The sequence below is a fragment of the Aminobacter carboxidus genome, assembly GCF_014863355.1.
Classification (GTDB): Bacteria; Pseudomonadota; Alphaproteobacteria; order Rhizobiales; family Rhizobiaceae; genus Aminobacter; species Aminobacter carboxidus.
In genome coordinates this window covers 695590-714138 of sequence record NZ_JACZEP010000002.1, presented here as the reverse complement: position 1 = coordinate 714138, position 18549 = coordinate 695590, and the positions used below count along the sequence as shown (strand labels likewise).

The following is an 18549-nucleotide window of genomic DNA, read 5'->3' as shown; positions in this document are numbered from 1 at the left end:
CTCACCTGCTGCCTTTGCCTTCCGGCCCGACATAGGCGATGCGCAGCATGTTGGTCGACCCGGGCGTGCGCAGCGGCACGCCGGCGGTGATGATGACGCGGTCGCCGCCAGTTGCGAAACCCTCGTTGAAGGCGACGCCACAGGCGCGTTCAACCATGTCGTCGAGATTGGCGGCGTCGGGCGAGACAACGCAATGCGTGCCCCACAAAAGCGACAGCCGGCGCGCGGTGGCCAGGATCGGCGACAGCGCGATGATCGGCACCTGTGGCCGTTCGCGCGCGGCGCGCAGGCCGGTGGTGCCGGAGGCGGTGTAGGTGACGATCGCCGACAGCTTCAGCGTCTCGGCGATTTCACGCGCCGCAAGCGAAATGGCATCGGCACCGGTGGCTTCGGGCTGCGAACGCTGGGCGTTGATGATGCCGGGATAGGTCGGATCCTTTTCGACCTGCTGGGCAATGCGGTCCATCGTTGCCACCGACTCGACCGGATATTGTCCGGCGGCGGATTCGGCCGACAGCATGATCGCATCGGCACCTTCGAACACCGCAGTCGCCACGTCGGAGACTTCGGCGCGGGTCGGCACCGGCGCCGTGATCATCGATTCCAGCATCTGGGTGGCAACGATCACCGGCTTGCCGGCACGGCGTGCCGCACGGGTGATCTGCTTCTGGATGCCGGGAACCGATTCGATCGGCATCTCGACGCCGAGATCGCCACGGGCGACCATCAAGGCATCGGACAGCTCGATGATTTCGGCAAGGCGTGCAACGGCTTGCGGCTTTTCGATCTTGGACATCAGCAGCGCACGCCCCTGGGCGATCTTGCGCGCTTCAGCCAGATCCTCGGGACGCTGGATGAACGACAGCGCGACCCAGTCGACGCCGGTTTCGAGCACCGCATCGAGGTCCTTGCGGTCCTTTTCGGTCAGCGCGCCGACCGGCAGGTCGGTGTCGGGCAGGCTGACGCCCTTCTTGTCGGAAATCTTGTTGCCGGCAACCACGGTGCAGACGATCGACTTGCCGTCGGTCTTGGTCGCCCGGAGCTCGAGCTTGCCGTCGTCGATCAAAAGGCGATGGCCAGCTTGGACCGACTTGAGAATTTCAGGATGCGGCAGGTGCACGCGCTTGTTGTCGCCGAGCTCGGCGCTGTCGTCCAAGGTGAAGGTCTGGCCGACGCTCAGCTCTTCCTTGCCATTGGCGAACTTGCCGACGCGGAGCTTGGGCCCCTGCAGGTCGGCGAGGATGCCGATCGGCCGGCCCGCCTCTTCCTCGACCTTGCGGATGCGGCCGACAAGCGTGCGCATCGAATCGTGGTCGGTATGGCTCATATTGATGCGGAAGACGTCGGCGCCCGCATCGAAGAGCTTGCGGATCATGACCTCGTCGGAGGAGGCCGGACCGAGTGTGGCGAGTATCTTGACCTTGCGGCTGCGTCTCATTGACCGTTGGTTCCCGAGGCGGCCGTATTGCCGCCCGTTGCGGGCTCGTCGGTGAGCTGGACCATCCAGTTCGCCTGCTCGCCCGTGTCGTATTCCTGGAAGCCGGCACGCTGGAAACCGCGCGCTACGCAGTCGGTGACCCCGGCAACCTTGAACTCTTTTTCAGCCACGCACATGTTGACGGGGCCATCCCAGCGTCCGCCGCGCTCGGCATCTTCTGCATAGAGATAATAAAACCTCGATGACAGCGGGCCTTCGATCAGCGTCTTGCAGGACTGACCTTCGATGTGCCACCAGCCTTCGGTGATCCAGCCGGCCTTGGCGCGGTAGCCGATGCCGACGCCGACGAGGCTCTGGGTCGCATTGCAGACCCTGAAATCGGCGCGCGCAGGCGTCGCGGCGACCGAGGCAACCAGGGGAATTGCCAGGAAAAGGAAAAGCGTTGCGAAGGCTGAGCGTGCGCGCGGCCTTCCGGCAAGTTCCATCCCCAAGCCCCTCTTCGACGTATTCTTCATGTTCTGGTGCCCTTTTCGGCAATGTGCAGGCGCATGTCAACGCATCGCACAGCGCTTATCCAATCGATTTAGATGCGCTCAGCCGCGGTGATTTGCTGCCCCATCTGGCATATTCGAAAAAAGGTTGGCAAAACAACGGCGTTAGCACATATCCCCACAGCTGCAACGGCGACGAAATCTACACCGAAGCCGTGCCGAAGGACAATTTGCCTCCGATGACGCGAAACACTCTCTTTGCCCCGTTCGAAATCATCGAAGGCGATCGCGGTCGCGGCCTGGTGCTTGTGTGCGACCATGCCCGGCGCGACCTGCCGCAGGAATATGGCGATCTCGGCCTGCCGCCCGAGGAGTTCGAGCGCCACATCGCCTATGACATCGGCGCCGAACAGGTGACCCGCAAGCTGGCGACGATCTTGGCTGCGCCGGCGGTCATGGCCAACTTCTCGCGCCTGCTGATCGATCCCAATCGTGGCGAAGACGACCCGACCCTGATCCGCCAGCTCTATGACGGCTCGGTCATCCCGGGCAATTATCCGATGTCGAACCAAGAGCGCGAACGCCGTCTCGACAGTTTCTACCGGCCCTACCACGACGCCGTCGGCGCGATGGTCGCCTCGGTGCACCAGCAGACCGGCACGGCACCCTTTATCTTGTCGGTGCATTCGTTCACGCCGGTCATGCAGGGCCGCATCAGGCCATGGCATGCCGGTATCCTGTGGGACATGGACAATCGCGCCGCCTGGCCGCTGATCGAGATGCTGGCCGAAGATGGCGGCATCATCGTCGGCGACAACGAACCTTATGACGGGGCGCTGCGCGGCGACACCATGTTTCGCCACGCCATCGTCAGCGGCTTTGCCCATGCCCTGATCGAAATACGGCAGGACCTTATCGGCGACGATGCCGGCACCAGCGCCTGGGCATATCGGCTGGCGCCGATCGTTGACGCGATCAACCGCCGTGCCGATATACATGAAGTCAGACAATTCGGCTCGCGCACCGGGCCGCTGTGATGGAGATCGAAATGGCCGAACTCACCGAAGCGCAGCAGCGCGAATTCGAGGCGGCCGCCTTTCGCCGCCTGCTTGAGCATTTGCGCGAGCGCTCCGACGTGCAGAATATCGATATGATGAACCTCGCCGGTTTCTGCCGCAACTGCCTGTCCAACTGGTACCGCGACGCGGCCACCAGTGCCGGCATCGAGCTGTCCAAGGAGACATCGCGCGAGATCGTCTACGGCATGCCCTATGCCGAGTGGCAGGCCAGGCACCAGCGCGACGCCACCGAGGCGCAAAAGGCGGCCTTCGAGACCAATCGGCCCAAGGATCACTAACAGGGACCAATGGGCGAAAATTACGCCGCGTCGTGTCAGCTGCGCCGCCACGTCCCCTTGACCCTCTTGTCATCATCGGGCATCGAACCGGGCCGAAATGCCCCATGGCGCGCCGAGTCGCGCTGTTCCAGTCACAATTGCGGAGTGCCCCATGGCCGACGAAATCACCGATACCAGCCAGACTGTTGCCGCCGGCCAGTTGCGCGCCTTCATCGAGCGCATCGAGCGGCTTGAAGAAGAAAAAAAGACCATCTCCGACGACATCAAGGACGTCTATGCCGAAGCCAAGGGCACCGGCTTCGACACCAAGGCGCTGCGCACCCTGATCCGCCTGCGCAAGCAGGACCAGGCCGAGCGCGACGAAGCCGAAGCGATCCTCGACCTCTACAAGGCCGCTCTCGGCATGAGCTGAGGCCAGTTCGGCTGCGGCGCATCCCAGGGGGATACGCCGCAGCCATCGTGGCGAGCAATTTCACGCCACGCAGAAGGGCTGCAGCGGCGCAGCCATGCCGGCTTTGCCGGCGCCAAACGCGCCCGCAAAATCCATGACCTGGCCAACCATCAGCGAGATCTGGTCGCCACAACAGCAGTTGGGCAGCGACGAATTGGTAATGACGCCTAGCGGCGTCGGCCAGCCGCGCAGGGCATGGACGATCGAACGCAAATGCTGCAGCGTCGACCCGCCCGCCTGCCACCCCGCAGCCGCGGCGATCAGGCCGACGGGCCGCCCCTGGAGATAGGGCCTGACGTCGCTCCGCAGTTCCTCGATGTAATCCAGCGCATTCTTCAGCATGCCCGACACCGAGCCGTGATAGCCCGGTGATGCGATGACCACGCCATCGCTGCGGCGCAGCGCTTCGATGAAGCCCTGCTCAGCTGTGCCCGGCTTTGCCGTTCCATAGATCGGAAACAGCAGCCCTTCGCCGCTGAAGGCCAGCGTGTCGGCACCCGCCGCCTGCGCTTCTGCGAGTGCCTGATGCAACAGCCGTTCCGAGGACGAGCCGCTGCGTGTCGTACCGCCGATCCCAACGATCAAGGGTCTTGCCACCATCATGTCTCCCCATCCATCTCTGTTTCAGCCAGCAGGAGACAGGCAACCGTATTCGGCGGCAAATGACCTTTTCGGACGAGGCGATCTCGTTTCGGCATCGGTACAGTCGAAACAACCAGACCCGTTGCGCGTGGTGCCCGATGACCGCCGATGCCTCAGACGTCAAAGCGTATGGCAAGGACAGCCTCGGCCGGCTCGGCATACGCCGGGCCCAGCTGTTGAAGAACCTGCAGCATTTCGTCGTCGCGGCTGAACTCGGCAGTTTCCACAAGGCCGCCGACCGGCTGGCGATCGTGCAGTCGGCGCTGTCACGGCGCATCGGCGAGCTGGAGATACAGCTTGGCGGCAGGCTGTTCGAGCGCGAGCCGACAGGGGTAAGGCTGACCCTGGCCGGTGAAGCGCTGCTCGAGGACGCATCGCGCATCCTGCGCGAGGTCGACCTCGCCATCAGGCGTTTCGACCTGATCGACAGCGGGCAGGTATCGCTGCTGCGCGTCGGCTTCAATGGCGCGGCGATGATGTTTGCACCGATCCCCGATGGGCTCCAGCGGTTTCGCAGCACCAACCCGACGGTCGAGCTCCGGCTGACGCCGATGCTGTCCGAGCAGGCCTTCCAGGCGCTGGCGACGGGCGCGATCGACATCGGCCTAGCCTATGAACTCGGCTATCCGCACGCCCTGAAATCGCAGCAGCTGGTGCTCGACGACCTGGCGCTGGCCCTGCCCGAGCACCATCCGCTCGCCGCAAAGGCAGAGCTTGTGGTCGAGCACCTCGACGGCGCCGACTTCATCGGCATGGACCTCGCCCAGTCGGGCCTGATGGCGGAGAAGGTCGCCCAGGCCCTGCAATCGAGTGGCGTCGCCATCCGCGTGCTGATGGAGACCGGCAGCACCGAGGCGACACTGAGCCTGGTCGCGGCAGGCCTCGGCATCGCCTTCGTCAACCGCTCCCAGTCGGGCCGGCATCCGCCGAATGTCGTCATCCGCCACGTCGACGGCTTCTCGGTGCCGCTGCCGCTCAAGCTGTTTTGGCGCGCCGAAATCGAAACCACTGTGCTGCTGCGCTTTGTCGAGACATTGGCCGGGCAATTCGAGGCCGCGGGACGAGTGGTCTGATTTCGAGATCGCCCCGTCGAAAACGGTCATTTGATACTTGCCTTCGCCTCCGGGAAGTTGCGCTGCAAACACGCCAGGAGGTGCCATCGCATGACCAGGGAAATCAGGCTCAACGCGCTCGACCAGTGCAATCCGAGCTTCCTCGCCTTCGGCCTGTGGCGCCATCCCAGCGACAGGGCGCTCGACTTCACCAGCATCGACTATTGGGCCGACTATGCCCGCCTGCTGGAGCGCGGCCTGTTCGATGCGCTGTTTTTGGCCGACTCGCTCGGCGTGCCCGACACTTACCAGCAGAGCTATGCACCAGCGTTCCGCAGCGGCGCGCTGGCGCCGAGCCTCGATCCGGCAGTCATCGTTTCGGCCATGGCACTGGTGACCAGGAACCTCGGCTTCGCCATCACCGGCAGCGCCTCCTACGAGACGCCCTATCTGTTTGCCCGGCGCATGACGACGCTCGACCACATGACCGGCGGGCGTATCGGCTGGAACATCGTGACGTCCTTCCTGCGCAGCGGCGCACTGGCCATGGGCCGCGACGAACTGGCCGAGCATGACGCACGCTACGACGCAGCCGACGAGTTCATGCAGGTGATGTACGGGCTGTGGGAAGGCTCCTGGGCCGACGACGCGCTGAAACGTGACAAGGCAAGCGGCATCTATGCCGACCCTGCACTGATCACCGAACTGGACCACAACGGCCCGCACCACCGGATTCGTGCGGTGAGTGCGGCCGAACCCTCGCCGCAGCGCACCCCGCTGCTGTTTCAGGCGGGTGGGTCGCCGCGCGGCCGCCATTTCGCTGCCACCCATGCCGAGGGCATCTTCATCAACGGCCCGAAGCTCGAACTGGTGGCGCCTGGAGTAGCCGACATGCGCAAGCGCGCCGCCGCGCTTGGCCGCGATCCGAAAAGCCTGATGTTCTTCGCCGGGGCAACCATCATCGTCGACGAGACCGAAGCACTCGCCCGCGCCCGCTATGAAGACTACAAGCGCCACACCAGCGTCGAGGGCATGCTGTGCCAGCTGTCTGCAGCACTTGGCATCGACCTGTCGAAATATCCGCTGGATGAGCCGATCCGCTACGAGAAGACCGAAGCGGCCCATTCGCAGCTCGAAATCCTGACGCGCAAGGGCAGTTGGACCGTGCGCCAGGCGGCCGAAAGCATGGTGCTCAGCGGCCGCAACCTGCTGGTCGTCGGCACGCCCGGGCAGGTGGTCGACGAACTTGCCCGCTGGGTCGAGCATGCCGATGTCGACGGCTTCAACATCGCCCGCATCCTGGCGCATGAGACGATGGAGAACTTCATCGACATGGTGGTGCCGGAGCTGCAGCGACGCGGCATGTTCAAGACCGAATACGGCGCCGGCACCCTGCGCGAAAAGGTAACGGGCGCGGGTCCGCGCACGCCACCGGATCATCCCGCTTCACGCCACCGCAGGACCGGGCCATGAGACGCTTTTCGATGTCGTATCTGACCGCGCCTGTCGCCTCGCCGCTCGAGTCGATCCGGATCGCGTCGGAGGTCGGCTACGATCACCTCGGGCTGCGCCTCCATCCGACCGCGGCGGCCGACGCGCCATCGCCCTTGCTCGGCAACAGGACGCTCGTCGCCGAATGCCGGCGGCTTCTCGACGATTGCGGACTGACGCTGACGGAGGTCGAAAGCTGGATGATCCGGAAAGAGTTCGACCTGTCGCACAGCGCCGCCGCCATGGAGACTGCGGCAGCGCTCGGCTCACCGCGCCTGATCGCCGTGGCCGACATGCGCGGCACGGTCGAACAGGCCGAGATCGAAGACCGGTTCGCCGGCCTCGCCGAAATGGCCTCGGGATTCGGGCTCGGCGTCGACTTCGAGCCGATAGCGCACAGGGCGGCGGGAACGCATGACGAGGCGCTGTCGGTGGTGGCTGCGGGTACCGGCCACGGTGCCGGGCTGATCCTCGACATGCTGCACATCGACCGCATGGGCATTTCGCCGAATGCGTTGGCCGCGATCGACCGCAGCCTGCTCCACAACATCCATCTCTGCGACGCTCCGCCTGCGCCCGTCGACCTTGAAACGATGGTGCGCCATTCCGCCTTCGACCGCGACCTGCCCGGCGAAGGGGCATTGCCACTGAAGGGCTATCTCCGCGCCTTGCCCGCCGACCGGCCACTCAGCATCGAGATTCCGATGATGCGTCTCGGCGATAGCGTTTCACCTGGGGAACGGGCACGCCGCTGTCTGAGCGCCTCGCATCGACTGGTCGAAAACATCGATGGCCTGCTCGCCTGACGAGTACCCGGCAGACAAATGCTTGCAATCGTTCACTGTATTGGCAAGTCAAGCATTGGTTGGACTTGTAAAGACGACTGAGATGATGCCCTATTTACATGCTACAATGCATGGTGCGACGGGCCGCACGCAGCCTCGCCGCGAAGCTGAAGAGGTCGGGCATGAGCAGCGCGGGACAATTCCACCCCTCCGACAATCCCATGAGCGGACAAGGCGGGCTTTCGGCCTTCTTCTCGCGCCGCTGGAACGGCGAGGTGGCGCTCGGCAAGCTGTTCTGGTGGGACATGGTGGTGGTCGGCAGCATCATCAACGTCGCCACGACGATCGTGGCATTGCTGATCCTGGCGGCGAAAATGTCGGCACTGCTGGCGGTCGCCGTCTACCTGATCCCGCTGCCTTACAATCTGTTCCTCTATGGCAGCGTCTTGCGCACGGCCGACATGGCCGGGATACCGAATGCCGGTGCCATCAAGATCAGCGCCACGCTCTGGATCATCCTCGCCAGCCTGCTTTGAGCCACGACGGGCTCACGCGACGGTGCCGCGGGCGCGAACAGCTGCACCCGCGGGCGTATTCCTGAGAAGAGCAAATCAGGCCGCTGGTTCGAAATTGAGCGCCACGCCATTGATGCAGTAGCGCAGGCCGGTGGGCGGCGGACCGTCAGGGAAAACGTGGCCGAGATGGCTGCCGCAGCGGGCGCAATGGCATTCGGTCCGCACCATGCCGTAGCTGCGGTCGACGGTGTTTTCGACCGAGCCTTCGACCGGGTCGTTGAAGCTCGGCCAGCCGGTGCCGCTCTCGAACTTGAGCTTGGATTCAAACAATGGCTGGTCGCAGCCGGCGCAGGTGAAGGTGCCGGCGCGCTTTTCATAGAGCAGCGCGCAGCTGCCCGGCCGCTCGGTGCCGTGGTTGCGCATCACCTGGTACTGTTCGGGCGTCAGCAGCGCGCGCCATTCGGCATCGGTGCGGGTGACGGGGTAGGTCTTGGCATCCATTCCGGGGATCTCCCTGATTGTTCTTCTTGTTCGTGGTCTTGGCACAGATAGTTACGCAAGCCGTCGCCTGACAGGGCATCACATCGTAGTGAGCCGGCACCGCGCCTTAAGTTAGTGTTTCCGCGACAGCTGTTTGGTTGCCGCCTCAAGTCCGGCCAGCGTCAGCGGGTACATGCGGCTGGCGAAGATCTCGGCGATCATCTTGATCGAGCTGGTGTAGCCCCAGTGCTTTTCCTGCGTCGGGTTGAGCCAGACGGCGTTGGGCCACTGGTCGAGAACGCGGCGCAGCCATATCGCCCCCGGCTCGGGGTTCCAGTGTTCGACCGAGCCGCCGGCATAAGCGATCTCGTAGGGACTCATCGAGGCGTCACCGACGAAGATGACCTTGTAGTCGTGGCCGTATTTGTGCAGCACGTCGAGGGTCGGCAAGACCTCGGCATGGCGGCGGCGGTTGTCCTTCCACACGCCTTCGTAAAGGCAATTGTGGAAGTAGAAATATTCGAGCTGGCGGAACTCGACGCGTGCTGCAGAAAACAGCTCCTCGACGACCTTGATGTGGTCGTCCATCGAGCCGCCGACGTCGAAGAACATCAAAAGCTTGACCGCGTTGCGCCGCTCGGGCCGCGTCTTGACGTCGAGATAGCCGTGGTCGGCGGTGGCGTGGATGGTGCCGGGCAGGTCGAGCTCTTCTTCGGCACCCTCGCGCACCCAGCGGCGCAGGCGCTTGAGCGCCACCTTGATGTTGCGCGTGCCGAGCTCGACCGAGTCGTCGAAATTGCGGAATTCGCGCTTGTCCCAGACCTTGACCGCGCGGCGGTGGCGGCTGGTCTCCTGGCCGATGCGCACGCCCTCGGGATTGTAGCCATAGGCGCCGAAGGGCGAGGTGCCTGCCGTGCCGATCCATTTCGAGCCGCCCTGGTGGCGGCCCTTCTGTTCTTCCAGCCGTTGCCTCAGCGTCTCCATCAGCTTTTCGAAGCCGCCAAGTGCTTCGACAAGCTTTTTCTCCTCATCGGTCAGCGTCTTCTCAGCAAGCCGGCGCAGCCATTCCTCGGGAATGTTGGCGACGTCGACGCCGCCCTCACCCGTGACGGCCTCGACGCCCTTGAAATAATGCGAGAAGACCTGGTCGAAGCGGTCGATGTGGCGCTCGTCCTTCACCAGCGCGGCGCGGGCGAGATAATAAAAACCCTCGACGTCATAGCTGACGAGGTCGGCGTCGAGTGCCTCGAGCAGCGCCAGGTACTCGCGCAGCGAAACCGGGACCTTGGCCGCCTTGAGTTCGAGAAAAAACGGTATGAACATGCCGGGCACTTTGCTTGCGCGCGGCCGCGCAGGCAAGCCCATCGCCACCGCCGCGTCCAAGTGGCGCGCGCTACGGCAGCGTTTCGGCACGGTTGCAACACCCAAAATCTAATTAAAGTAAAAATCGGATTCAGTCTTTCTTGGTAATTTCCCGTTAGCAATTGCCGTCAGTGGGGAAGCGGGGCGAGTCTGCCTTCGCTCCGGTCTTGTTTTGCGTACGGGTACCTATGCGTTTCTCAGCGGCGTCAGCGATCGTTCTCGCCAGCCTGGCTCTGGCCGGCTGCACCTCCAGTTCGGGCCTTGGCAGCCTGATGGAGCAGGCCTCGCCTTCGCCGGAAACGACGAGTTCGGTGATCAGGCCCTCGGCCGACATCGCGCCAATGCTCGCGCAGGCGCCCCAGCCCCAGCCGGTCATGGCAGCGCCCACCGAAGTGACCACGATGACCGCGCCGCCGGTGCAGGTCGCGATGGCCATGCCGACGCCGATGCCCCGAACGTCGATGGAACCGGCCATCGAGCTTGAAGACATGCCCACGCCCGACGCCAAGCCGATCGCGCTGATTGCGCCGTCGCGGCCGATGAAGGCAACGCCCTTTGCGCCCGGCCAGATCTACGGCCGCCGCTTCCGCGACGCCAAGCCGATCAATTTCGGCAAGGCCATGTCGCCGAAGAACTTCGCCGTCCATGGCGTCGACGTCTCGCGCTGGCAAGGTGAGATCGACTGGCCAAAGCTGCGCACCCAGGGTGCCAACTTCGCCTACATCAAGGCCACTGACGGCGGCGACCATCTCGACCCGATGTTCCGCAAGAACTGGCGCGCCGCCGAGGCTGCCGGCCTGAAGCGCGGCGCCTATCATTTCTTCTACTGGTGCCGCACCGCCGGCGAGCAGGCCGACTGGTTCATCCGCAACGTGCCAAAGGTTGCCGGCGCGCTGCCGCCGGTCATCGACGTCGAATATAATGGCGAGTCGAGCTGCAAGCGGCGTCACAACCCCGAAAAGATCCGCGAGAAGATGCAGGTCTTCATGGACAAGCTGGAGCGCCACTACGGCCAGCGTCCGGTCATCTACACCGCGCCCGACTTCTATCGCGACAATCTGCGCGGCCACTTCCAGAACTATCCGTTCTGGCTGCGCGCCGTGGCCGAGCCGCCATCCAAAGTCTATCCCGGCCGCAACTGGGTGTTCTGGCAGTATTCGGGTTCGGGCCTGTCGCACGGCGTCGACGGCAAGATCGACCTCAACGTCTTCCGCGGCAACGCCGCCCAGTGGCATCAGTGGGTGGCGAAGACCTCGGGCTGATCAGGCTGCGGCCTCGGCCAAGAGATTTCTACAGCAAATCGTATTCGATGAAGCCGGTGCGGCGGGCGACGCGGTCGTAGAGCTTGCGCGCCGTGGCGTTGGTCTCATGCGTCATCCAGTAGACATTGGTGACGCCGAGCTTGGCCGCTTCCTGCTTGACCGCTTCGATGAGCGCGGCACCGACGCCCTTGCCACGCGCTGCCGGGTCGGCGAACAGATCCTGCAGGTAGCAATTGTTGGCTTCCGACCAGCCCGAGCGATGGTAGAGGTAATGGGTCAGCCCGACCGCCTTGCCGTCAACGAGGGCGATCAGGCCCTTGGGCTCGAACTCGCCTTCGGTGAACAGCCGCTTCCAGGCGAGCTGGTAGATGTTTTCGGGCAGCACCGTGTTGTAGAAATCGAGATAGGCAGTCCACAACCGCCGCCATTCGGCATGGTCGGCGAGCTCAAGCGGGCGGATGGTGATGTCGGTCATGGCTATGCCTTGTGATTGCGTCGGTCGGCTGGAACCTGCCTGAGCAACTTGGCGCGGCCAACGGTCCACAGCGGGGAATGTGCTGGCCGGACGGTGCGCAGGCTGAGGCCGGGCAATGACGTGCACCCTGCCCTTCGCCATGGCTGCGGACGTTGGTCGCTCGAAAGGCCAAATCGCTGGCTTTTCGTGCGCTACGCGGACCGCTCCTCAGCCCTGTCGTCTGGCCATGAACGCCAGCCTCTCGAACAGGTGCACGTCCTGTTCGTTCTTGAGCAGCGCGCCATGCAGCTTGGGCAGTGCGTTTTTGGGGTCGGCGCGCAGGTCTTCGGGCGCCACGTCGTCGGCAACGAGCAGTCGGATCCAGTCGAGCGCCTCTGATGTCGACGGCTTCTTCTTGAGGCCGGCGACTTCGCGGATCTCGTAGAACTGGGTCAACGCGGCGCGCACCAAATTCTGCTTGATGCCGGGATAATGGACCTCGACGATCTTGTGCAGCGTGTCGACGTCGGGGAAGCGGATATAGTGGAAGAAACAGCGGCGCAGGAACGCGTCGGGCAGTTCCTTCTCGTTGTTGGAGGTGATGATGACGATCGGGCGCACCTCGGCGCGGATCGTCTCGCCGGTCTCGTAGACGAAGAACTCCATGCGATCGAGTTCCTGCAACAGGTCGTTGGGGAACTCGATGTCGGCCTTGTCGATCTCGTCGATCAAAAGCACGACCTTCCTGCCGGCGGCAAACGCATCCCACAGCTTGCCGCGCTTGATGTAGTTCTTGATGTCGTTGAAACGGCCGTCGCCGAGCTGGCTGTCGCGCAGGCGCGACACCGCGTCATATTCGTAGAGACCCTGCTGCGCCTTGGTGGTCGACTTGACGTTCCACTCGATCATTTCGAGGCCAAGGCCCGATGCCACCTGGCGGGCCAGCTCGGTCTTGCCGGTGCCGGGCTCGCCCTTGACCAGAAGCGGCCGCTCGAGCGCGATCGCCGCATTGACCGCCACCATCAGATCCTTGTCGGCGACATAGGCCGAGGTACCTTCAAAACGCATGCGACACTCCAAATTCGTCGGGGCCGACACTAGGGAGGTGCGGGCGGCGGGGCAAGCTTGCTCACTGCCGCGCCCGTTGCGGGAGGTCCCCGCCGCCTGCCCTGATACCCGGTGCGCACCAGATCCCGTAAGACGATGGGGGAAATGTACGCGAGGTTTTCGGAGCGTGGATAAACAGGCGCGGCTACCATGGTGCATGCCAACAGAGGGTGACAGGCGGCGCGGAAGATTGGGTGGCATTGCACCGCAGCGGCAGTTTCAACTTCACGGCATGGATCCCCGGGTCTCCGCACGTCGCTTCGCTCCTGCTCCGCCCGAGGATGACGAGGGCACTAATGCCCGCCGCAATCGTTGACGTCAGCGATTGGCAGACGTTTCCGTTCATTGCTACGACATGACCCTTGCATGTTGCCCAGAAATCCCCGCCAAGTGCTAACCTTGGAGGTTAGCCTAAAGCCAACACGCCTTCGTCATCCTCGGGCGGAGCAGGAGCGCAGCGACGCGCGGAGACCCGGGGATCCATGCCGTGAAGTTGAAGCCGCCGCTGCGGTGTAGAACCAAAGGCAGGGCCTGAAGCCCCAAGAAAAATCTCAAACCATGGGAAACCCTCCACGCACCCGCCCGCAAAATATCGTTGCATGGACGGCTGCATGGCCATGGTACATCGCCGCCATAGCGCCTATATTGGCGATGACGGTCTGCGCTTCCCGGCAGGAGAGCATTTTCCCCGGGGCCTTAACGATCCTTAGGGAGCTGTCCCTGGGAAGACCCGTGGGTCTTTTCACACGGCGCCCACCTACTTTGTAGGTCTCCGGGATCGACTTCTCCACCGGTCGTGTGGATCGTCACCTCTTCCCCAGATAAAACCTCCCCGCTCGGATAAAACCTGCCTACCCACCCCTTGGCAGCTGCGACTTCTGCGTTGCCGTTGCGACAGCCGATGTGCCAAACACCTGTTACGACAGGAGAATGGGGCACGGCATGACCTCTCACCGCGAGATCAAGAAGCAGTTGCGCAAGCAGGCGCTGGCCCGGCGCGATGCGCTTGACCAGTTCTGGCGCATCGAGGCTTCGCTGGAGATGGCAGAGACCGCCCGCGACCACGTCCCGATCGAGCCCGGCACGATCGTCTCCGGCTTCTGGCCGATGCGTTCAGAGGTCGACGTCAGGCCGATGATGTTTGCGCTGCGCGAGCATGGCGCACGGCTTTGCCTGCCGGCGATCCTCGACAAGCACACCATCGTCTTCCGCGAACTGGTGCGTGGCGCGCCGATGGTCGACATGGGTTTCGGCACCGTTGGGCCGCATGAGGAAGCCGCGGTGCTGGACCCTGAGATCATGCTGGTGCCGCTGGCGGCTTTCGACGCGCGCGGCCACCGCATCGGCTATGGCGCGGGCTATTACGACCGGGCGATCTCCAAGCTTAAGGACAAGGGCATCGAGCCCAGGCTGATCGGCATCGCCTTCGACTGCCAGGAGGTCGAGCGCGTTCCTGACGAGAACCACGACGTCATCATCCCCGAAATACTGACGGAAAGCGGGTTGCGCCGGTTCACCACTGAATTGTAGATGACGTCATGAGACTTCTTTTTCTTGGCGACATGGTGGGCAAGGCCGGACGCACTGCGGTGTGGAACCAGCTGCCCGGCCTGATTTCGGATTTCCGGCTCGATTTCGTCATCGTCAACGGCGAGAACGCCGCCGGCGGTTTCGGCATTACCGAAGAGATCTTCCGCGAGACGCTTGCTGCCGGCGCCGATGTGGTGACGACGGGCAACCACGTCTGGGACCAGCGCGAGGCATTGGCCTTTGCGCCGCGCGAAGAACGCTTCCTGCGCCCGGCGAATTTTCCAAAGGGCACGCCGGGCAGAGGTTCGGGTCTGTTCATCGCCAAGAACGGCGCGCGCGTGCTGGTGTCGAACATCATGGGCCGGGTGTTCATGCACCCCGAACTCGACGACCCGTTCCAGGCCGGCGAGCGTGAACTTGCCGCCTGCCCGCTCGGCGAACAGGCCGATGCGGTGGTGATCGACTTCCACGCCGAAGCGACCAGCGAGAAGATGTGCTTTGCCCATTTCGTCGACGGCCGCGCCAGCCTCGTTGTCGGCACGCACACCCACCAGCCGACCGCCGATCACCAGATCCTCAATGGCGGCACCGCCTATCTGACCGATGCCGGCATGTGCGGCGACTACGATTCCTCGCTCGGCATGGACAAGGAGGAGCCGCTCAACCGCTTCCTGTCCAAGGTGCCGAAGGGGCGCTTCGAGGCCGCCAACGGCCCGGCAACGATCTGCGGCGTTGGCGTCGACATCTCCGACCGCACCGGCCTCGCCGAGCGGGTTGCGCCATTGCGCCGCGGCCCGAGGCTCGAAGAAACCGTACCGTCTTTCTGGTCCTGACATTGACGGAGGGCCAGTGGACACCTACTTGCCCGCCGCACGTCAGCAAATGTTAGAGTACGACGCGGTCGCGTGGACACGCGACGCCCTTGGCTTTGCATGTGCGGTTGGAGCGGCCACCGGCGGCTCGAAACTTATTCAGAAGAACAACGGGGACACATAGATGATCGAATTCCTGGCGCCGTATTTCAGCTTCGTCAACGACCCGACAGCCTGGGTGGCGCTGCTGACCCTGATCGCGCTCGAGGTGGTTCTCGGCATCGACAACCTGATCTTCATCTCGATCCTGACCAACAAGCTGCCTGAGGCCCAGCGCGCCAAGGCGCGGCGACTCGGCATCGGCGCCGCCCTGGTGATGCGGCTTGTGCTGCTGGCCACGATCTCCTTCATCGTCGCACTGACGGCACCCGTGTTCACAGCGTTCGGCCACGGCTTCTCCTGGCGTGACCTGATCCTGATCGCCGGCGGCCTGTTCCTGGTGTGGAAGGCGACCAAGGAAATCCACCACTCGGTCGATCCCGAGGACCACAAGGACGATATGGTGTCGCGGACGCTGCAGCTTTCGATGGGCGCGGCGATCTTCCAGATCCTGCTGCTCGACCTGGTGTTTTCGATCGACTCGATCATCACCGCTGTCGGCATGACCGACGAGATCGGCATCATGTACATCGCCGTGATCGTCGCCGTGACCGTGATGTTGCTGGCGGCAACGCCACTTGCCAAGTTCATTGAGAAGAACCCGACGATCGTCATGCTGGCGCTCGGCTTCCTGTTGATGATCGGCATGACGCTGATAGCCGACGGCTTCGGCTTCCACGTGCCCAAGGGCTACATCTACGCCGCGATGGGCTTCTCGGCGCTGGTCGAGGGCCTCAACATGCTGCAGCGGAATCGCCGCAGGAAAAGCAGCGGCAGCGGCCACTGACGAACACGACGAACGGCGGGCCAAGTGCCCGCCGTTTTCGTTTCAGCCACCGATTTCAGGCCGCCGCGAACTGGGCTATCATCTGATTCTGGCGCGGCCCACGCCTCCCCCCTCCACCGGGAAAGTACAGTTCGTGCAGGGTGCCTAGATCATCGAACCATCTGTTCGAGCACTTGCATAAGGAGGGGTTGCGACGACAGCTCGTATCTGGAGGTTCGCTGAATGAAACTTTCCGCGCCCATTCCCATGCTGAAGCGCAAGGCCAGGCTTTTGGCCAGGACGAAGAATATCCCTCTCCATCAGGCACTCGACCACATAGCTGCCGACGAAGGCATTGCCGGCTGGAGCCTGCTTGCCGCAAGGGTCGCGGCCGTGCGGCCGGCAGCCAGGCTGTTTGCATGGTTTGCCCCCGGCGACATGGTCCTGCTTGGCGCACGCCCGGGCCAGGGCAAGACACTGATGGGCCTCGAACTTGCCGTCGAGGCGATGAAATCAGGTCATCGCGGCAGCTTCTTCACGCTCGAATACACCGAAAAGGAAGTGCTCGACCGCTTTCGTGCCATAGGTGCTGACCGGCAGCAGTTCGGCGCGCTGTTTGAGCTCGACAGCTCCGACACGATCAGCGCCGCGCACATCGCCAGGCGCATGGCAATGGCGCCGCGCGGCACCCTTGTTGTCATCGACTATCTGCAACTGCTCGACCAGAAGCGCGACAATCCGGAGCTGATGGAGCAGGTGCGGACGCTGAGGGCACTGGCGCGCGACAAGGGGCTGATCGTGGTCATGATCTCGCAGATCGACCGGTCCTACGATCCCGCGGCGAAGGCGGTGCCGGATCTTGAAGACGTCAGGTTGCCCAACCCGCTCGATCTCAAGCTGTTCGACAAGGCCTGCTTCCTGAACCAGGGCGAGGTGCGATTCCAAGCGGTTTGACGAGACCGGGCGGCGGGAATGCCCGCCGCCTGGTCTGTGGCGCATTCACCAGGCGTCGGGCTCGCGGACCATGTGGACGACGTTGGCCGGGTTCATGATCCAGCCGCCACGGAAGTCGTCGCCGAGCGGCTCGATGGCATCGCAGCGCACGACGCCGGCATCGGCCATCTGCTTAAGCGCGCCTGATGCATCGGGCGTGAACAGCTCGAGCCAGACTTCGGCTTGGCTCATGGTTGGGTCCTCGTCGAGCCAAAGCTTGTTTGGCCCGAGCTCGAAGCCGATGGCTGGCGCCTTGTCGGTGAACGGCTTGAGGCCGACCACGTCGCGATAGAAGGCGATGGTCGCCTGATACTGATGCGATGGGATCTTCATCGCGATGTTGATGCCCCCGGTGATGCTGGCTGTCATTTCTTCCTCCTCACTTGGTGTCGGGCGTCGGCAGCTCGCCGACCATTTCGCTGCGGTAGAAGCCCTCGCGCAGGTTGATGCCGTATTCGACATAGGCCTTCATGCACGACAGCATCTGCGACCAGCCTTCGCAGTTGTTGTAGGACGCCTTGCGGCTGGCCTCGTCCTCGCGCCAGCCGGCCTCGGCGATGGTGACGAAAGTGCCGCCATCGTCGAGCGCTTCGAAATTCATCTCGATGCGCGTCTTGTAGCCCGGCTCGACCTTGGGGTCGGTGTCCCAGCGCAGGACGATGCGCTTGTCCTTCTCAACCTCGTCGACCTCGACCGGCACCGAGCCCCACCAGGTGACGGTGGTGCCGGTGACCAGCGGCGCGCTGGCGCCGCCGAGCGTGGTGAAATAGCCGCTGAGCTTGGTGGGATTGACCACCGCGTCGAAGACCTCGGCGACCGGCTTGCCGATGCGCCCGGAAACCCTGAATCCAACAGACATTTTTGTTCCTCCTGCTTGCATGGCCGAACAATATGTTATAGTTTTATAACATGTCAAGCGAACCGAACGACGACAGTGTTTTCAAGGCCCTGGCGCATCCGCGCCGGCGGCTGATGCTGGACCTGATGAAGGATGGCCCGCTGACCACAGGCATGCTGTGCGAGCGCTTCGACGACATGGACCGTTGCACGGTGATGCAACACCTGAAGGTCCTGGAGGAGGCCGAGCTGGTGGTCGCAAAACGCGACGGCCGCGAGCGCTGGAACCACCTCAATTCGCTACCGATCAAGCAGATCCACGACCGCTGGATCAGCGAATACGCCAATCACGCGATGAGCATTCTCGACCGGCTGAAGTTCGACCTGGAAGGCTGAGGTGCGAGCCTTGATCTCTGTTGTTGCCTAGGCGACCTTCGCCTTGCGCGCCTCGATGGCAGCACCATGCGCCTTGCCCCACGCCGCCAGCGGCGCAAGCGCCTCGTCGAGCGACTGGCCAAGCGGCGACGCCGAACACTCGACCCGTGGCGGCATCCCGTAGCCCCGA

Annotated in this window: 23 protein-coding genes and 1 other RNA gene; 14 read left to right on the top strand and 10 right to left on the bottom strand. The window is 63.6% G+C overall.

All coding sequences use genetic code 11. The features are described 5' to 3' along the window. Nucleotide 1: 1 nt before the first annotated feature. Together pyk and IHE39_RS11130 are read right to left on the bottom strand one after the other, a co-directional pair. Nucleotides 2-1438 carry a pyruvate kinase gene (gene pyk, locus IHE39_RS11135; protein ID WP_192566482.1) on the bottom strand — a complete coding sequence of 479 codons (1437 nt, stop codon included), beginning with the start codon at nt 1436-1438 and terminating at the stop codon, nt 2-4. Then, the gene (locus IHE39_RS11130; protein WP_184772634.1) at nt 1435-1923 is read right to left on the bottom strand and encodes a DUF1036 domain-containing protein; all 489 of its coding nucleotides are present in this window, start codon (nt 1921-1923) and stop codon (nt 1435-1437) included. Before IHE39_RS11130 ends, pyk begins: the two co-directional genes overlap by 4 nt. Before the next feature lie 245 nt (nt 1924-2168). Between IHE39_RS11130 and IHE39_RS11125 the strand changes: the two genes are divergently transcribed. The 3 genes from IHE39_RS11125 to IHE39_RS11115 all read left to right on the top strand — a co-directional run bounded on the left by IHE39_RS11125 (nt 2169) and on the right by IHE39_RS11115 (nt 3698). Beyond that, nucleotides 2169-2966, top strand: coding sequence for an N-formylglutamate amidohydrolase (locus IHE39_RS11125; RefSeq protein ID WP_192566481.1), 798 nt, complete (start codon nt 2169-2171; stop codon nt 2964-2966). 11 nt (nt 2967-2977) lie between these two features. Then, nucleotides 2978-3286, top strand: a complete 309-nt coding sequence (locus IHE39_RS11120) for a DUF1244 domain-containing protein (protein ID WP_192566480.1) — start codon at nt 2978-2980, stop codon at nt 3284-3286. A 151-nt stretch (nt 3287-3437) separates the two neighbouring features. Further along, complete coding sequence (locus tag IHE39_RS11115) at nt 3438-3698, top strand: DUF2312 domain-containing protein (RefSeq protein WP_067956960.1); 261 nt, start codon at nt 3438-3440, stop codon at nt 3696-3698. A 60-nt stretch (nt 3699-3758) separates the two neighbouring features. Here the strand turns inward: IHE39_RS11115 and IHE39_RS11110 are convergent, their stop codons facing one another. After that, nucleotides 3759-4340 carry an NADPH-dependent FMN reductase gene (locus tag IHE39_RS11110; RefSeq protein ID WP_184772640.1) on the bottom strand — a complete coding sequence of 194 codons (582 nt, stop codon included), beginning with the start codon at nt 4338-4340 and terminating at the stop codon, nt 3759-3761. Between the two features lie 137 nt (nt 4341-4477). On the opposite strand from IHE39_RS11110, the gene IHE39_RS11105 reads away from it, so the two are divergent. The 4 genes from IHE39_RS11105 to IHE39_RS11090 all read left to right on the top strand — a co-directional run bounded on the left by IHE39_RS11105 (nt 4478) and on the right by IHE39_RS11090 (nt 8243). After that, complete coding sequence (locus IHE39_RS11105; RefSeq protein ID WP_192566479.1) at nt 4478-5452, top strand: LysR family transcriptional regulator; 975 nt, start codon at nt 4478-4480, stop codon at nt 5450-5452. 90 nt (nt 5453-5542) lie between these two features. Beyond that, complete coding sequence (locus tag IHE39_RS11100; RefSeq protein ID WP_192566478.1) at nt 5543-6904, top strand: LLM class flavin-dependent oxidoreductase; 1362 nt, start codon at nt 5543-5545, stop codon at nt 6902-6904. Next, nucleotides 6901-7728, top strand: a complete 828-nt coding sequence (locus IHE39_RS11095) for a sugar phosphate isomerase/epimerase family protein (RefSeq protein ID WP_192566477.1) — start codon at nt 6901-6903, stop codon at nt 7726-7728. The genes IHE39_RS11100 and IHE39_RS11095 overlap by 4 nt, the downstream gene beginning before the upstream one ends. 161 nt (nt 7729-7889) lie before the next feature. Then, nucleotides 7890-8243, top strand: coding sequence for a hypothetical protein (locus IHE39_RS11090; RefSeq protein WP_184772648.1), 354 nt, complete (start codon nt 7890-7892; stop codon nt 8241-8243). Nucleotides 8244-8318: 75 nt separating this feature from the next. Here IHE39_RS11090 and msrB read toward each other — a convergent pair whose 3' ends face one another. After that, nucleotides 8319-8723, bottom strand: coding sequence for a peptide-methionine (R)-S-oxide reductase MsrB (msrB, locus tag IHE39_RS11085; protein WP_184772650.1), 405 nt, complete (start codon nt 8721-8723; stop codon nt 8319-8321). 111 nt (nt 8724-8834) lie between these two features. Further along, nucleotides 8835-10025 (bottom strand): vWA domain-containing protein, encoded by a 1191-nt coding sequence (locus tag IHE39_RS11080; protein ID WP_184772652.1) that lies wholly within the window; start codon nt 10023-10025, stop codon nt 8835-8837. A 227-nt stretch (nt 10026-10252) separates the two neighbouring features. Between IHE39_RS11080 and IHE39_RS11075 the strand changes: the two genes are divergently transcribed. Continuing rightward, nucleotides 10253-11326, top strand: a complete 1074-nt coding sequence (locus tag IHE39_RS11075; RefSeq protein WP_184772654.1) for a glycoside hydrolase family 25 protein — start codon at nt 10253-10255, stop codon at nt 11324-11326. Nucleotides 11327-11354: 28 nt separating this feature from the next. On the opposite strand, the gene IHE39_RS11070 is transcribed toward IHE39_RS11075, so the two are convergent. Both IHE39_RS11070 and IHE39_RS11065 read right to left on the bottom strand, forming a co-directional pair. Further along, nucleotides 11355-11801 (bottom strand): GNAT family N-acetyltransferase, encoded by a 447-nt coding sequence (locus tag IHE39_RS11070; protein ID WP_184772656.1) that lies wholly within the window; start codon nt 11799-11801, stop codon nt 11355-11357. A 207-nt stretch (nt 11802-12008) separates the two neighbouring features. Beyond that, a complete protein-coding gene (locus IHE39_RS11065; RefSeq protein ID WP_184772658.1) occupies nt 12009-12848 on the bottom strand; it encodes an AAA family ATPase in 840 nt (279 codons plus the stop codon). A gap of 692 nt (nt 12849-13540) precedes the next feature. Here IHE39_RS11065 and ssrS point away from each other — a divergent pair. The 5 genes from ssrS (at nt 13541) to IHE39_RS11040 (ending at nt 17108) form a co-directional block, all read left to right on the top strand. Next, a non-coding RNA gene (gene ssrS / locus IHE39_RS11060) (6S RNA) lies at nt 13541-13696 on the top strand. Nucleotides 13697-13829: 133 nt separating this feature from the next. Next, the gene (locus IHE39_RS11055; RefSeq protein WP_192566476.1) at nt 13830-14417 is read left to right on the top strand and encodes a 5-formyltetrahydrofolate cyclo-ligase; all 588 of its coding nucleotides are present in this window, start codon (nt 13830-13832) and stop codon (nt 14415-14417) included. An 8-nt stretch (nt 14418-14425) separates the two neighbouring features. Further along, nucleotides 14426-15250, top strand: a complete 825-nt coding sequence (locus tag IHE39_RS11050) for a TIGR00282 family metallophosphoesterase (protein ID WP_192566475.1) — start codon at nt 14426-14428, stop codon at nt 15248-15250. 163 nt (nt 15251-15413) lie between these two features. Beyond that, complete coding sequence (locus IHE39_RS11045; RefSeq protein ID WP_184767906.1) at nt 15414-16175, top strand: TerC family protein; 762 nt, start codon at nt 15414-15416, stop codon at nt 16173-16175. A gap of 222 nt (nt 16176-16397) precedes the next feature. Further along, nucleotides 16398-17108, top strand: a complete 711-nt coding sequence (locus tag IHE39_RS11040) for a DNA helicase (RefSeq protein WP_192566474.1) — start codon at nt 16398-16400, stop codon at nt 17106-17108. Between the two features lie 45 nt (nt 17109-17153). On the opposite strand, the gene IHE39_RS11035 is transcribed toward IHE39_RS11040, so the two are convergent. Both IHE39_RS11035 and IHE39_RS11030 read right to left on the bottom strand, forming a co-directional pair. Beyond that, a complete protein-coding gene (locus tag IHE39_RS11035) occupies nt 17154-17516 on the bottom strand; it encodes a VOC family protein (RefSeq protein ID WP_115730467.1) in 363 nt (120 codons plus the stop codon). 10 nt (nt 17517-17526) lie between these two features. Then, nucleotides 17527-18006 (bottom strand): SRPBCC domain-containing protein, encoded by a 480-nt coding sequence (locus IHE39_RS11030; protein ID WP_192566473.1) that lies wholly within the window; start codon nt 18004-18006, stop codon nt 17527-17529. A gap of 50 nt (nt 18007-18056) precedes the next feature. Between IHE39_RS11030 and IHE39_RS11025 the strand changes: the two genes are divergently transcribed. Further along, a complete protein-coding gene (locus tag IHE39_RS11025; RefSeq protein WP_192566472.1) occupies nt 18057-18380 on the top strand; it encodes an ArsR/SmtB family transcription factor in 324 nt (107 codons plus the stop codon). 27 nt (nt 18381-18407) lie between these two features. On the opposite strand, the gene IHE39_RS30915 is transcribed toward IHE39_RS11025, so the two are convergent. After that, nucleotides 18408-18536 (bottom strand): hypothetical protein, encoded by a 129-nt coding sequence (locus IHE39_RS30915; protein WP_281399361.1) that lies wholly within the window; start codon nt 18534-18536, stop codon nt 18408-18410. Nucleotides 18537-18549: the final 13 nt, after the last annotated feature.